Raw genomic sequence first — 14290 nt, forward strand, 5'->3', positions numbered from 1 at the left:
GTCGGTCTGGACGTCCGGGTTCACCTGGGCAAAGGCGTAACCGAGGTTGAGCGCGCGGTTGTTGAGCGCGGTCACGGCCTCCTGCAGCGCATCGCCGTCGAACCAGTCGCCCTTCGAGAACGGCACCAGGCCCCGCAGGCTCTTGACGTTCAGGGTGCGGATGCCGGAGACGATCTTGACGCTGCTGGGCGAGCTGCGGGAGGCGCTGGGCGGCACCGGGCTTGCCTGCGCCGCCGGGCGCGAGGCGGTGCTGGACGCGGCGGCGCGGCCGGTGGACTGGACGATGTCCGCGATCACCGGCGTGGCGGGGCTCGAGCCGACGCTGGCGGCGGTGAAGCATGGCGGCACCATCGCCTTCGCCAACAAGGAGGCACTGGTCTCCGCCGGCGATGTGTTCCTGCGCGCCGTGGCGGAGGCGGAGGCGACGCTGCTGCCGGTCGATTCCGAACATAACGCCATCATGCAGGCCATGGCCGATGGCAACACCAAGGCCATCGACAAGATCGTGCTCACCGCGTCGGGCGGGCCGTTCCGCAACCACTCGCTGGAGGAGATGCGCGGCATCACCCGCGAGGCGGCTTTGCGCCACCCGGTCTGGTCGATGGGCGCGAAGATTTCCATCGACAGCGCGACCATGTTCAACAAGGGCCTGGAAGTTATTGAGGCTGCAAGACTTTTCGATCTTCCCTCCGGGCAGATCGATGTCCTCGTGCATCCGCAGTCGATCGTCCACGGCATGGTCTATTACGCCGATGGCTCGGTGCTGGCGCAGCTCGGCTCGCCGGATATGCGCGTGCCCATCGCCCATGCCCTGGCTTGGCCGTCGCGCATCGCCACCCAGTCCCCGCGGCTGGACCTGGTGGCCGCGGCCAAGCTCGAATTTCATGCCCCGGACGAGGTGCGCTTCCCTGCGCTGCGCCTCGCGCGCGAGGCGCTGACGGCCGGGCATGGCGCGCCGACGGTGCTGAACGCGGCCAATGAGATCGCCGTGGCCGCCTTCCTCGACCGCCAGATCGGGTTCCTGGACATCGCCCGCATCGTCGAGACGGTGATGGCCAAGCTCGGCGCGCCGCCTGTGGATGATCTTGCCGCCGTGCTGGCGCTGGATGCCGCCGCCCGCGCCGCCGCCACGGCCTTGACCAACGCCAAGGCTGCCTGAGCCGATGTGGGACGCGCTGCGCACGGGGCTCGCCTTCGCCGTTGATATCGGTGTGCTGATCTTCGTGCACGAGCTGGGGCATTACCTGGCCGCGCGCAGCCAAGGGGTGACGGTGGAGGTGTTCTCCATCGGCTTCGGCCCGGCGCTGGCCAAGCGGACGGCCAAATCCGGCACGGTGTGGCAGATCTGCGCCCTGCCTCTCGGCGGCTATGTGAAGATGCAGGGCTGGGGCGAATCGGAGGATGCGGCGGTGAAAACGCCGGGCTCCTTCTCCAGTGCTTCGCTGGCGTCCCGCGCGCTCATCGTTGCCGCCGGGCCGCTGGCGAATCTACTGCTGGCCTTCGTGCTGTTCTCGGGGCTGTACATGGCCGCCGGGCGGGTCGTCACTCAGCCGGTGCTGTCCGATATCCTGCCCAACTCCCCCGCCGCGGCTGCGCATCTGCAATCCGGCGACCAGGTGCTGGCGATTGGCGGCGCGGCGATCCAGGATTTCAGCCAGTTGCAGGAGATCGTCTCGGCGCATCCGGACACGGTGCTGGATTTCACCATCAAACGCGGTGAGACCGTGTTTACCGAGCCGGTGCAGCTCGGTTCGGTCTCGGCGAATGGCGAGACGGCCGGGCGCCTCGGCGTGGTGGGCAAGCAGTCGGTGCTGCAACGCTACAGCCCGCCCGCGGCCATCGCCGCCGGTGCCCAGGAGACAGTGTCCCAGATCCGCGGCTGGTTCGTCGTGCTCGGGCAACTGGTGGTGCACCATCAGGGGTTGAAGGAGCTCGCGGGGCCGCTGGGCATCGTCCAGATCACCGGCGAGGCAGCGGCGCTCGGCTTCGTCACCTTCGTCAACCTCGTCGCGATCATTTCCATCAACCTCGGGCTGGTGAACCTGCTCCCGATTCCGGTGCTCGATGGCGGCCATCTGCTCTCCTACGCGGTGGAGGCGGTGCTGCGCCGCCCGCTTCCGGCGGCGGTGCGGGAAGGGGCACTGCGCTTCGGCGCCGCCGTGCTGCTCACGCTAATTCTGTTCGTCACATTCAACGACCTGACGCGGCTCGGGGCGGTCTCCTGGATCACGCATTTACTGTAGGGAAAGGCGCGGCAGGAGCCTTGCCGCACCTTGCCCGGAGGCGTTTCGCGTGCCAAACGCCCGATACAGAAGATTCCCGGCGCGCCGGGCTTTAAATTGGTTTGGGAGATATCGATTGCTTAAGCCGCGCTCCGTCCTTCTGGCGTCCGTTTGCCTGCTGCCGGCCCTGCTGGCGCCGAGCCCGAATTGTGCGGCGCGGGCGCAGGAGGCACCCGCGGCCGTGCCTGCCGGCGGGGTCATCCAGGCCATCAACGTCTCCGGCAATCACCGCATCGATACCTCGACCATCATTGCCTACATGGTGGTGCAGGTGGGCGACCCGTTCGACCCGCAGCGCATCAATCAGTCGCTGAAGACCCTGTACGCCACCGGGTTGTTCAAGTCGGTGAACATCACCCGCGACGGCAACAACCTGGACGTGGACGTGGCCGAGAACCCGACGGTCGACCAGGTGCTGTTCTCCGGCAACAAGACGGTCGAGGACAAAGACGCCCAGGCCGCGATCAGCCTGAAGCCCCGCTCGGTGTTCACTGCCGAGGCGGCCGAGGCGGACCGGCAGGCTATCCTCGGCCTGTACGCCAAGAAGGGCTATTACAACGCCACCGTCACCCCGAAGATCATCGAGCTGCCGGACAATCGCGTGAACGTGGTGTTCAACTGCACCGACGGCACACAGAACGACGTCAGCCGCATCACCTTCATCGGGAACAACCATTTCAGCCAGGGTGCGCTGAAGGACGTGGTCTCCACCCGTGAATCCGCCTGGTGGCGCTTTCTCTCCAGCGCGGACGAGTACAGTTCCGACCGCGTTGAGTACGACCAGTACCTCCTGCACAAATTCTACCTGCACAAGGGCTATGCGGACTTCCAGATCCTCAGCGCCAACGCGAATCTGAGCCCGGACCGCAAATCCTTCTACCTGACCTATGTCCTCTATGAAGGGCCGCGCTACAAGATCAGCTCGATCACCATCAATTCCAGCATCCGCACGCTCTCCAGCAAGGCGCTGCGCGGGCTGGTGCCGCTTTCGGCCGGGGACTGGTTCGACGGTGACGCGCTGCAGGACGGCATCGACGCGGTGAACAAGCGCGCGCTGGACCTCGGCTACGCCTTCGCCCAGGTCAACCCGCAGGTGCAGACCGACCCCGACACCAAGACGCTGGCGATCACGCTCAATGTCATCAACGGCCCGCGCGTGTACATCCAGCGCATCGACGTCACCGGCAACACCCGTACCGAGGACAAAGTCATCCGCCGCGAGCTGACCGTGGCCGAAGGCGATGCCTACAACCAGACCAAGATCGACGACTCGACCAAGCACCTGAAGGATCTCGGCTTCTTCAAGGACGAGAAGCTGACCACCAGCCCCGGCTCCACGCCGCAGCAGGTGGTGCTGAACACGCATGTCACCGAGCAGGCCACTGGCCAGTTCTCGCTGGGCGGCGGCTACTCCACCAGCCTTGGCGCGCTGCTCAATACCGGCCTCAGCCAGAACAATTTCCTCGGCACCGGCGTTAACGCATCAGTCAACGGCCTGATCGCCCAGCGCGGCACGCAGATCAATATCGGCGTTACCGACCCGTACTTCCTTGACCGCAACCTGATCGCCGGCACGGATATTTTCCGGACGGTGACCAACTCCTACACCTCGTCCGGGCAGTCCTACTCCTACTCGGAGAGCACTATCGGCGCCGATGTCCGCCTTGGCTACCGCTTCAACGATTACGTGCGGCAGAACTTCACGTACACGATCAGCCAGCGCGATATCTACGACATCCCGACGGCGAGCAGCTCGAACATCTATATTCAAAATGAGGCGGGCAAGAGTACGCTGTCGCAGGTCAGCCAGACGCTGTCCTTCGACTATGTGGATGATGACCAGCACCCGACCTCGGGCCTGCTGATCAACCTGACCACCGATGTCGCCGGCCTTGGCGGCAGCGCGAAATATGTCCGCCTGAGCCCGGATATCGCCTATTACATTCCGTTCGAGCGTTTGCTCGGCAACAAGGCCTGGGTGCTGAAACTCTCGGCCACCGGCGGCGATCTCATCAATATTGGGGGTTATAACGACAAGATCGAGGACCGCTTCTTCGTAGGCGGCGACAGTCTGCGCGGCTTCGCCGATGGTGGCATCGGCCCGTATGCCGAGCCGCAGTATAACTCCAGCGGCACGCAGACCAGCTCCGGTGGCCAGATTGGCGGCCGGCACATGTGGACGGCCTCGGCGGAAATGCATTTCCCGCTGCCGGTTTCCCCGGATCTCGGCATTTCCGGCTTCGCTTTTGTCGATGCCGGTTCGCTCTGGGGCGCGAACACCATCGGCACCGCCACGCTACGCGACAGCAAGTCCCCGCGCATGTCCGCCGGTGCCGGCGTGTCCTGGAACACGCCGTTCGGCCTGATCAATCTCTCCCTGGCCGACCCGTTCAAAAAGGAGCGGGGTGACCAGACCCAGCAATTCCGTATTTCGTTCGGCACGCAGTTCTAATTCTCTTTGCTACGAGGTGTCTCAGTGTCACGCTTCTCCCGCTACTCCTTCGTTCTGCCGTTCCTGACCTTCGGCTTCGCGCCTGCCGCGCAAGCCCAGTCCTCCGGCTATTTCATCCCGCCCAGCGCGCAGCAGACCGCCCCGGCTGCCGCGCCTGCCGCCCCGGCGCCCGCGCCGAAGCCGCAAGCCCAAGAACAGGCCGCGCAACCGCAGCAGCCGCAGGTGCCCAACCTGCCGGCCCTGCCGCCCGAACCCGCGCCGCCGACCGCCGTCATCGGTGTGCTCTCCGTGCCGGAAGTGATGCAGAAATCCACCGCCGCCCAGGGCGTGCAGGCGGAAATCCAGAAGCGCCAGGCCGAACTCGGCCAGGAGGCGCAGGCCGCCCGCGGCAAGATCGAAGCCGAGCAGCAGGCCATCCTGGCGCAGCGCGGCAAGATCTCTGATGCCCAGCTCGAAGCCAAGGAGCAGGCGCTTCGCGATGAGATCGCCGCGACGCAGACCAAGTTCCAGGAGAAGAACCAGGCCATCCAGAATTCCGGCCAGGAGGCGCTTGGGCAGATCGAGGCTGAGCTGATCGCCATCATCCGCCAGGAGGCCCAGGCCCACGGCATGAACCTGATCTTGCATCGCGAGCAGGTGGCGCTGAACGTCGCCGCCTTCGACATTACCGACGAAGCGGCGGCGGAGCTGAACAAGCTGCTTCCCAGCGTGAAGGTGCCGCCCTCCGTTGTCACCCCCGACATGGCCGTGAACCCGCCTGACCAGGACGGCGACGGGCAGGGCCTCGGCCAGTAAGGCGGATAGATGCAGGAGACCGCCAAACCCGGTGACGCCCGCTTCTTCCGGCGCACCGGACCGCACAGCCTCGGCCAGATCGCGGCGCTGCTGGGCACGCAAACCACGGCGCCCGAGCGGCTGATCCACGGCGTGGCGCCGCTGCAAAGCGCGGGGCCGGAGGATGTCAGCTTCCTCGACAACCGCCGCTATGCCGATCTGCTGTCCGCCACCAAGGCGGGGGCGGTGATCCTGCACCCCGATTTCGCCGGCAGCGTGCCCGAGGGCTGCGAGGCCCTCGTTACCTCCGAGCCCTATGTCGGCTGGGCGAAAATCTCGGCGCTGTTCCACCCGTTCCCCGAGGCTGCGGCAGGGCGCCATCCCGCCGCCATTATCGATCCCTCGGCGGTCATCGACCCGAGCGCTGAGATTGGCCCCGGCGCGGTGGTTGCCGCGGGCGCGGAAATCGGCGCCGGCACCAGCATCGGCGCGCTGGCCTATGTCGGCCCCGGGGTGGTCATTGGCAAAAATTGCCGCATCCACCCGCAGGCCACAGTCTCGCACGCCATCCTGGGAAATCGCGTGGTGCTCTACCCCGGCGCCCGCGTCGGGCAGGACGGGTTCGGCTTCGCCATCTCCAAGACCGGCTTTACCCCGGTGCCGCAGCTTGGCCGCGTGCTCATCGGCGACGGTGCCGAGATCGGCGCCAACACCACCATCGACCGCGGCTCCGCCCAGGACACGGTGATCGGCCCGGGCGTGCATATCGATAACCTTGTGCAGATTGGCCATAACGTGAATATCGGCGCCAACGCGGTGATCGTGGCGCAGGCCGGTGTTTCCGGCTCCACGCAAATCGGCCCTGGCGTGATGATCGCGGCGCAGGCAGGCCTTACCGGGCACCTGAACATCGGCGCTGGCGCGCGGATCGGCGCGCAGTCGGGTGTGATGCAGGACGTGCCGGCGGGCGAGGAGGTGCTCGGCGCCCCGGCGCAGAACGCCAAGGCTTTCTTCCGCGAGGTGCTCACCTTGCGAAAACTGGCGCAGAATGCGCGTAAAGGACCGAAGACAGGGAACTGAATGATGACCGACGTAACCCAGGACCAGCTTCCACCTGTGGATGTGCCGCTGATCGAGACCAAGCAGATCCTGACGATGATTCCACATCGCTATCCGTTCCTCCTGGTGGATCGGATCGTGGACGTGCGAAAGGATCATTCCGCGATCGGCATCAAAAACGTGTCGATGAACGAGCCGTTCTTCCAGGGGCATTTCCCCGGCCACCCGGTGATGCCCGGCGTGTTGATTATCGAGAGCATGGCGCAGACGGCGGCGGGGCTGGTGATCTCCACCCTCGGGCCGGAGGCCGGGATTCCGGTGGTGTATTTCATGTCCATCGAGAACGCGAAGTTCCGCAAGCCGGTCACCCCGGGTGACACGCTGCGCCTGACCCTGACCAAGGACCGCCGCCGCGGCCAAGTCTGGCGCTTCACCGGAGTCGCCCGCGTAGATGGCGCGGTGGTGGCGGAAGCCTCCATCACGGCCATGATCATGGATCAGGTGAAGCCGGTTTAAATTTTACAATCAAAGGCTTCCGGAGAAACATCCGGTAACAATGATTGACTTGGCCCGTCTGCCCCTGCCGCGTAGAGCGGGGGCAGACGACTAATAGAGCCGGGCGGAGGCAATGCACGACATGGCGCAGACTGAAATCCACCCCACCGCCATCATCGCACGCGGGGCGGAGTTGGGGCAGGGCGTGAGCATCGGCCCGTTCTGCACAATCGGCCCCAAGGCGGTGCTGGAGGATGGCGTCACCCTGGTCTCGCATGTTGCCGTCAATGGCCGCACGCGGCTGGGGGCAGGGGTGAAGCTGTTTCCCTTCTGCACGGTGGGGCTGGAACCGCAGGACCTGAAGTACAAGGGCGAGGACACCGAGACGGTGATCGGCCCGCGCACCCAGATCCGCGAGCATGGCTCTATTCATCGAGGCACTGTCACCGGCACCGGCATCACAAAAATCGGCGCCGACTGCCTGCTGATGGCGACCGTCCATGTCGCGCATGATTGCGATGTGGGCGATGGCGTCATCATCTCCAACAATGTGGCACTGGGCGGGCATGTCGAGATCGGCCCGCGCGCGGTGATCGGCGGCAATGCCGCGGCACTGCAATTCGTGCGTATCGGCACCGGCGCCATGATCGGCGGTCTCACCGGCGTGACGCGCGATGTCATCCCCTATGCCCGCGTGTTCGGCACCCGCGCCGAGCTGCTGGGGCTGAACCTGATCGGCCTGCGCCGCCGCGGGCTGGACAAGGCCCAACTGCACGCCGTCAACGCCGCGTACAAATTCCTGTTCATCGGTCCTGGCGTGTTTGCCGATCGCGTCGCCCAGGCGCGCGAGACCTACGCCAACGAGCCGTATGTCCAGGAAATCCTCGCCTTCATTGCCACCCCCTCGAAGCACGGCATTCTCACCAATGTCGCCGGGGCGGGGGATGATGAGGCTTAAGTGACCACAGCGCTCGGAATCATCGCCGGCGGCGGGCCCTTGCCGGGGCAGGTCGCCGCTGCGGCGCGGGCCGCTGGCCGATCGGTCTTCATCGCCGGGATCGAGGGCTTCGCCGAGATCGAGGTGCTGCGTCCGTTCCCGCACAAATTCTTCCGGCTGGGGGCGATCGGCGCCATGGTCCGCGCCTTTCGCGACGAGGGCTGCGCCGACCTCGTCATGATCGGGCCGGTGAAGCGGCCCTCCTTCCTCGCTCTGCGCCCGGATGCCGAGGGGGCGAAGCTGCTCGCCCGAGTCGGCAGGGCCGCGTTTCTGGGCGATGACGGGCTGCTCGCCGCCATCGTGCGGGTGTTGTCCGAGGATGGATTCCGCATCCTCGGCGCCCATGAGATCATGAGCGACGTTCTGGCGCCGGAAGGGCTGCTGACCAAGGCCGCGCCGGACGCTGCCGCCATGGCCGACATCACCCGCGGCACGGAGGTGCTGAAGATCATCGGCGCCGCCGATATCGGCCAGGCCTGCGTGGTGCAGCAGGGGATCGTGCTCGCGGTGGAGACCGTGGAAGGCACGGACGCCATGCTTTCCCGCATACCAGCCGTGACGCGGCCGGGCCCCGCAGGCGTGCTGGTAAAGCTCGCCAAGCCGGGGCAGGAGCGCCGGGCAGACCTGCCGACCATAGGCCCCGCCACGATTCGCCATGCGCGGGAAGCGGGGCTGCGCGGTATTGCCTTCGAAGCTGGCAGTACGATTTTAGCTGAGAAAATGTTAACCATTACGGCGGCAGACCAAGAGGGGGTTTTTCTTCTCGGCGTTCGTCCTTAATGGGGATACGGCAAGGGGGCTGATCTATGAGCGAATTTTCGTACCTGCACACCATGCTGCGTGTGGGGGATCTGGACCGGAGCATCGCATTCTACACGAAGCTGCTCGGCATGAGGGAGTTGCGCCGGACTGATGTGCCGGAGGGCAAGTACACGCTCGTGTTCCTCGGTTATGGCAGCGAGGACAGCCATACCGTGCTCGAACTCACTTACAATTATGGGGTCGATCGATACGAGTTGGGAACGGCCTTCGGACATCTGGCGCTCGGCGTGCCCGATATTCACGCCACCTGCGAGAAGCTGCGCGCCGCCGGGGCGAAAATCACCCGCGAGCCCGGCCCGGTGAAGTTCGGCACGACGGTCATCGCCTTCATCGAAGACCCGGATGGCTACAAGATTGAGCTGATCGAGCGCAGGCCCAAGTAGCATGGTCGCTTTCGTTAAGCTCATTGCCGGAGCGTTTGCACTGGCCGACAAGGTTGTTCCCTCGTCCTGGCTCTCGCTGACCAAGCCTGAGGCGCTGATCGCGGCGGCCCGCGCCACGCCCTCCGCCGCGTCGCGGGAAGGGCTGGAGCAGCTGATGGCGTCCATAGGGGTGGAGTCGGATCTCTGCCTGTTCGGCAAAGTTTCGCTGCACTGGGATACGATCCGCCTGCTCAAGAACGCGCAGATGATCGAGGACGCTCACCGCGCCAACCCGGCGCTGGGCGCCGCCCCGGTCTCGGGGCCGCTGTTCATTCTCGGCCTGCCGCGGTCCGGCACGACCTTCATGCACAGCCTGATGGCCGAGGATGCCGACAGCCTGGTGCCGCGCAACTGGCAGACCATGTTTCCGGCCCCGCGCCCGGCGGGTTTCGACCCGGCCAAGGACAAGAGCGCGCGCGCGGTGGACCAGCAGTTGCAACTCTTCGCCGGTCTGGCGCCGGGCTTCCGGGAAATGCACCCGATCACCGCGGATAGCCCGCAGGAATGCAGCGAGATCACCTCGCACGTGTTCCAGAGCCTGCGCTTCGATTCGACGCATCGCGTGCCCTCCTATTTCAACTGGCTGGAGGCGCAGGGGCATGACGATGCCTTCCGCTTCCACAAGCTGTTCTTGCAGTTTCTGCAGAACGGCACGCCAGGGCGCTGGGTGCTCAAATGCCCGGACCACACCTTCACCCTGGATTCGATCCTGAAGATCTACCCGGATGCCCGATTCGTCATCGTGCACCGTGACCCGATCGCCGTGCTCGGCTCCGTCGCGCATCTGACCGAGGTGCTTCGCCGGCCGTTCCTGAACAATATCGATGCCGGCGAGATCGGCGCGCAGGTGGCGGCGCGCTGGACCCAGGGCGCGAATCTGCTGCTGGCCTTCGACCAGCGCGCGGATGTGCCGCCTGAGCGCAAATTCCACCTGCACTACGAAGATCTGGTGGCGGCGCCGCTGGCGGCCATCGCGCGAATCTACGCGCATTTCGACATGAAGCTGGGCAGCGACTCGCTGGCCGCCATGTCCCGGCACTGCGAAGCCCGGCCCCGCGGCGGCTATGGCAAGCATGCCCCCTACCTGCTGGAGAATTTCAAGCTCAGCCGGCCGGCGCTGCAGGCGGCGTTCGCGCCATATGTGCAGCAATATTGCCAGGCGCCCCGATAACTATCCTTCTGGCCTGACACCGGCACCCGGTTCTGGCGCGCTGCGGGCATGGCTTCAGGCCATGTCCGGCGTGGCCATGCGAGGCTGCGCCAGATTGACGGCAGCAAGCCCTTTGCAAGGCGTCCGTGCCGCTAAGTCTATGAATTTAAAAGGAAAGATGGCTCCCGAAGTAGGACTCGAACCTACGACCGAGCGATTAACAGTCGCTTGCTCTACCAACTGAGCTATTCGGGAACGGTTGGTCCCGGGGCTATACCCAATGCCGAAGATGCACGCAAGCCCACCCCGGTTGATTTCGCTGCGCGGCGCCCCTACACACTGAACCCGTCAGCGGGCGTGGTGGAACTGGTAGACGCGCCGGACTCAAAATCCGGTTCTTAACCAGGATTTCACAGATTTTCCACTATAAATTCAATAACTTATGGTAAATTCTACCATAGAAATCTCACTGCACACTTCTTACACACTTTTGCACACGCGAAAGGCTTCAGGCGGAAGGTGTCATCATGACGGCACATCACGAGCTGTTGGGTGGGAAGCTTCACGTCTACAGGCGTGACCGAAGCCGCTTCTGGCAGTGCGCTGCCTTTCTTGAGGGGCGGCATTTTCTGGTCAGCACGAAGGAAGAGAGCCTCGCCCAAGCTAAAGATTTCGCTGAGGACTGGTATCTTGGCCTTAAGGGTAAGCTCCGTGCAGGCGAGTTAAAGTCAGGCAAGACATTCAAATTCGCTGCCGCCCAATTCCGAAAAGAGTACGAGGCACTCATCGCCGGCGAGCGGAACGCCAAATATGTAAAAGACCATTGGAATAGGCTTAGGGTCCATTTGGAGCCATTCTTCGGCGAAAAGGTGCTCTCCGAGATAACGCCTGGCTTGGTCCAGGAATACCGGATGCACCGGGCCACCTCGCGGAAAAATGCCAAAACGGGCGAGCCCAAGCGGCCGTCCCGCACGACGATGCACCAGGAGATGGTGACTCTGCGGCTTGTGCTGAAGGCGGCCCAACGCCATGGCTGGATCGACAATGTCCCCGACCTTTCCGCCCCCTATAAGGGGTCAGGAAAAGTTTCCCATCGAGCGTGGTTGTCGCCCGAGGAATATAAGCGGCTGTACACAGCGACCAGGGAGCGTGTCGTCAACCCACCGAATCCGCGCTGGCGATGGGCCTGCGAGCAAATGCATGATTTTGTGCTGTTCATGGTCAATACCGGTCTTCGCCCCGACGAGGCGTGGCAGCTGGAGTTCCGTGATGTTGAAATCGTCAAGGATTCCGCAACGAAGGAGACCATTTTGGAAATTAGCGTTCGGGGGAAGCGTGGTGTTGGCTACTGCAAAAGCATGCCCGGCGCCGTCCTTCCGTTTGAGCGATTGAGGCAGAGGTTCAGGCCGGTGGAGTCTATAGGGCGCCGGATTCGAGGTACCGCAAAAGAGGATAGAAAGGCTTCATCTGAAGACAGGATGCCGGAGCCGACCGACCTGCTTTTTCCCTTCAAGCACCGTGAGCTATGGAACAGAATTCTTGATGAATTGGATTTGAAGGAAGATCGGGAGGATAATCCACGAACGTTCTACAGCCTCAGGCATACTTATATTTCCATGCGGCTGATGGAGGGGGCTGATATCTACCAAGTGGCGAAAAACTGCCGGACGAGCGTGGAAATGATCGAAAAGCACTATGCTGCCCATATCAAGCACATGATCGATGCGTCGTCTGTGAACGTCCGCCGTGGCCGAGGATCTGGCAGCAGTTTCAAACGCGGGACTGGTGTGGGGTTTTCTAAATTCGGGCGGGAGACTACGAAAGGGATCGAGACTTGATGGCGGGGTCGTCTTGGCAGACGACAAAGGCGTCGGTATAGAAATCCCATCCGCGGGCGTGGTGGAACTGGTAGACGCGCCGGACTCAAAATCCGGTTCTGGCAACAGAGTGTCGGTTCGATTCCGACCGCCCGCACCAATTTTATGAGCATCTCGAGAGTTTAAGGTTCCTCCATAGGAGCGGCCGGACGGCCGCTTAAGAGGCGCGCCGGAAGCCGGCGCGCCCAATGGCCGAAGGGCCTCAATGAGAGGAAAAGAACAAACACGTCTGATTTTTAATGAGTATTAGTCGGCCAATGCCGGTATATAAGGTGGTATAAGGGCTGAGGAGCGCTTTGCCGGGTAGCTCGTCAGGCTCATAACCTGAAGGTCGTCAGTTCAAATCTGGCCCCCGCAACCACCGACAGTAAACCCTCAGCGGCGCCAGCTTCTTGAGGGTTTTTCTTTGCGCCAAGCGCAGCAGATTTGCCCGGCATCCGGCCCGTTGACGACGCCAAATTCAGGATCGTCGCCAGATCGCCGAACAGCTCGATCGCCAGGCCGTTCGGGGCGGTCTCGTCCGGCGTCAGCACGATCCGCTCGATCAGCGTGCGCAGCACATCCATCGCCTCAATGCGGATGTCCGGCTGATCCAAGGCCGTCTGCAGCTCGGCTACTTTGGCCGCGTAAAGCGTCGCGGCGTTCGGGTGCAGGCGCACGACTGGGGCAGGGCTGGCGGCTGTCTGCAATTGCTGCCGCAATGCAGCCTGTTGTGCCTCCAATTCGTTGAGCCGGGTTTTGAGGGCATCATTCCAGGCACCATCCTCAATGGCACGCAGCACGCCCTCGAGTTTGCGCTCCACCGCGGCCAGCTGGTCTTTCAGCCGCGCCTGCGTCTGCCCGGACTCGCGGTGCAGCCGGGCGAGTTCCTGCTGGAAGGTGGTGACAAAGGTGGCGACCAGCTCCGGCGTCAGCAGCCGTCCCTGCAACCCGGCGAGGACACGCGCCTCCACGATCTGACGGGTGATCGAGATATTGTTGCTGCAGGTGCCTTTGGAGCGATAAATGGCGCAACCGTAGCGATCCTTGGCCACCACGGCATAGCCGGCACCACAGCAGCCACACTTCAACAAGCCGCTGAGCAGGAACTTGCTCCGGTGCGCGCGGTTGAGCGGATTGCCGGTGGCATCCTTGCCCATCTCCGTGCGCACTTCGTTTTGCCTGGCCTTCGCCTGGTGCCAGAGCTCGTCGTCGATGATCCGCAGCTCGGGCACCGCCGTGATCTCGTGCTGCTCGACCGGATTGACCCGCGCTGTCCGTTTGCCGGTGGCGGGGTTCTTCACGTAGCTGCAGGCGTTCCAGGTCAGCTGGCCGATATATAAGGTGTTGTTCAGGATGCCGGTGCCGCGGTCCACCTGGCCGCGGATGGTGGTGTCGCCCCAAGGCCGGCCGCCCGGGCCCGGAATGGCTTCGTCATTCAGGGCGGCCGCGATCTGCCGTGGCGCCATGCCGGCGGCGTAATCCCGGAAGATCCGCTCGACCACCGTCGCCTCGGCTGGGTTGATCCTGCGCTCACCGGCATCTTGGGCGCCAAGCGGGGGCGGGACCACGGCGTAGCCATAGGCAAGGCCGCTCGGAATCTTGCCTTCGCGCACGCGTCCCGCCATGCCGCGGCGCGTCTTCTCCCGGATGTCGGCGAGCTGCATCTGCCCCATCATGCCCATGATGCCGACATGCATCTGCGTGACCAGGCCAAAACCGGTGGTGAGGATCTGCACGTTGTTGAAGGTCAGCTCGTCGAACAGTTTGGCGATGTCGCCGAGGTTGCGGCTGAGCCGGTCGATGGCTTCCGTCACCACGACATCGATGCGCGGGGCGCCGACGTCGGCGCGCAGCCGCTGGAAGCCGGGCCGGAAGGCGCTGGAGCCACTGGTCGCCGGATCAGCGTAGGTGTCGACCAGCGTCCAGCCCTGGCGCTCGATATAGCGGCGGCAGACCTCGGACTGGTCGTCAATCGAGG

At 64.1% G+C, this 14290-nt stretch carries 13 protein-coding genes and 2 tRNA genes; 12 read left to right on the forward strand and 3 right to left on the reverse strand.

Annotation, left to right across the window (positions count from 1 at the left end):
• Positions 1 to 216, reverse strand: a 216-nt coding sequence (locus tag ACLPJJ_RS11930) for a POTRA domain-containing protein (protein ID WP_443591194.1), incomplete at its 3' end; no start/stop codon positions are given.
• Between ACLPJJ_RS11930 and dxr the strand changes: the two genes are divergently transcribed.
• From dxr to ACLPJJ_RS11980, 10 genes are all read left to right on the forward strand, one after another.
• Positions 161 to 1159 carry a 1-deoxy-D-xylulose-5-phosphate reductoisomerase gene (gene dxr / locus ACLPJJ_RS11935; protein ID WP_443591195.1) on the forward strand — a complete coding sequence of 333 codons (999 nt, stop codon included), beginning with the start codon at positions 161 to 163 and terminating at the stop codon, positions 1157 to 1159. The two genes, ACLPJJ_RS11930 and dxr, sit on opposite strands and share 56 nt — an antisense overlap.
• A gap of 4 nt (positions 1160 to 1163) precedes the next feature.
• Positions 1164 to 2243, forward strand: coding sequence for an RIP metalloprotease RseP (gene rseP, locus ACLPJJ_RS11940; protein WP_443591196.1), 1080 nt, complete (start codon positions 1164 to 1166; stop codon positions 2241 to 2243).
• A gap of 115 nt (positions 2244 to 2358) precedes the next feature.
• Positions 2359 to 4734: an outer membrane protein assembly factor BamA gene (gene bamA / locus ACLPJJ_RS11945; RefSeq protein WP_443591197.1), complete on the forward strand. Its 2376-nt coding sequence runs from the start codon at positions 2359 to 2361 to the stop codon at positions 4732 to 4734.
• Positions 4735 to 4758: 24 nt separating this feature from the next.
• Positions 4759 to 5529: an OmpH family outer membrane protein gene (locus tag ACLPJJ_RS11950; protein WP_443591198.1), complete on the forward strand. Its 771-nt coding sequence runs from the start codon at positions 4759 to 4761 to the stop codon at positions 5527 to 5529.
• Positions 5530 to 5538: 9 nt separating this feature from the next.
• Complete coding sequence (gene lpxD / locus ACLPJJ_RS11955) at positions 5539 to 6588, forward strand: UDP-3-O-(3-hydroxymyristoyl)glucosamine N-acyltransferase (RefSeq protein ID WP_443591199.1); 1050 nt, start codon at positions 5539 to 5541, stop codon at positions 6586 to 6588.
• Between the two features lie 3 nt (positions 6589 to 6591).
• The gene (gene fabZ, locus ACLPJJ_RS11960; protein WP_443591200.1) at positions 6592 to 7083 is read left to right on the forward strand and encodes a 3-hydroxyacyl-ACP dehydratase FabZ; all 492 of its coding nucleotides are present in this window, start codon (positions 6592 to 6594) and stop codon (positions 7081 to 7083) included.
• A 121-nt stretch (positions 7084 to 7204) separates the two neighbouring features.
• Positions 7205 to 8020, forward strand: a complete 816-nt coding sequence (gene lpxA, locus ACLPJJ_RS11965; protein ID WP_443591201.1) for an acyl-ACP--UDP-N-acetylglucosamine O-acyltransferase — start codon at positions 7205 to 7207, stop codon at positions 8018 to 8020.
• Positions 8021 to 8839, forward strand: coding sequence for an LpxI family protein (locus ACLPJJ_RS11970; RefSeq protein ID WP_443591202.1), 819 nt, complete (start codon positions 8021 to 8023; stop codon positions 8837 to 8839).
• 26 nt (positions 8840 to 8865) lie between these two features.
• On the forward strand, positions 8866 to 9264 hold the full coding sequence (gene gloA, locus ACLPJJ_RS11975) for a lactoylglutathione lyase (RefSeq protein ID WP_443591203.1): 399 nt from the start codon (positions 8866 to 8868) through the stop codon (positions 9262 to 9264).
• A gap of 1 nt (position 9265) precedes the next feature.
• The gene (locus tag ACLPJJ_RS11980) at positions 9266 to 10474 is read left to right on the forward strand and encodes a sulfotransferase family protein (RefSeq protein WP_443591204.1); all 1209 of its coding nucleotides are present in this window, start codon (positions 9266 to 9268) and stop codon (positions 10472 to 10474) included.
• 158 nt (positions 10475 to 10632) lie between these two features.
• On the opposite strand, the gene ACLPJJ_RS11985 is transcribed toward ACLPJJ_RS11980, so the two are convergent.
• Positions 10633 to 10708, reverse strand: a tRNA-Asn gene (locus ACLPJJ_RS11985).
• 272 nt (positions 10709 to 10980) lie between these two features.
• Between ACLPJJ_RS11985 and ACLPJJ_RS11990 the strand changes: the two genes are divergently transcribed.
• Together ACLPJJ_RS11990 and ACLPJJ_RS11995 are read left to right on the forward strand one after the other, a co-directional pair.
• The gene (locus ACLPJJ_RS11990; RefSeq protein ID WP_443591205.1) at positions 10981 to 12291 is read left to right on the forward strand and encodes a tyrosine-type recombinase/integrase; all 1311 of its coding nucleotides are present in this window, start codon (positions 10981 to 10983) and stop codon (positions 12289 to 12291) included.
• 52 nt (positions 12292 to 12343) lie between these two features.
• A tRNA-Leu gene (locus tag ACLPJJ_RS11995) sits at positions 12344 to 12430 on the forward strand.
• 217 nt (positions 12431 to 12647) lie between these two features.
• Here the strand turns inward: ACLPJJ_RS11995 and ACLPJJ_RS12000 are convergent.
• Positions 12648 to 14290 (reverse strand): recombinase family protein (locus tag ACLPJJ_RS12000; protein WP_443591206.1); only part of this gene is annotated, 1643 nt, incomplete at its 5' end.

The organism is Acidocella sp., from assembly GCF_052326845.1.
Classification (GTDB): Bacteria; Pseudomonadota; Alphaproteobacteria; order Acetobacterales; family Acetobacteraceae; genus Acidocella.

Excerpts from the sequence above, each read along its gene's own strand:
- rseP (WP_443591196.1), top strand. The coding sequence starts at position 1,164 with ATGTGGGACGCGCTGCGCACGGGGCTCGCCTTCGCCGTTGATATCGGT.
- ACLPJJ_RS11990 (WP_443591205.1), top strand. The coding sequence starts at position 10,981 with ATGACGGCACATCACGAGCTGTTGGGTGGGAAGCTTCACGTCTACAGG.
- gloA (WP_443591203.1), top strand. The coding sequence starts at position 8,866 with ATGAGCGAATTTTCGTACCTGCACACCATGCTGCGTGTGGGGGATCTG.
- lpxA (WP_443591201.1), top strand. The coding sequence starts at position 7,205 with ATGGCGCAGACTGAAATCCACCCCACCGCCATCATCGCACGCGGGGCG.
- fabZ (WP_443591200.1), top strand. The coding sequence starts at position 6,592 with ATGACCGACGTAACCCAGGACCAGCTTCCACCTGTGGATGTGCCGCTG.
- lpxD (WP_443591199.1), top strand. The coding sequence starts at position 5,539 with ATGCAGGAGACCGCCAAACCCGGTGACGCCCGCTTCTTCCGGCGCACC.
- dxr (WP_443591195.1), top strand. The coding sequence starts at position 161 with ATGCCGGAGACGATCTTGACGCTGCTGGGCGAGCTGCGGGAGGCGCTG.
- ACLPJJ_RS11980 (WP_443591204.1), top strand. The coding sequence starts at position 9,266 with ATGGTCGCTTTCGTTAAGCTCATTGCCGGAGCGTTTGCACTGGCCGAC.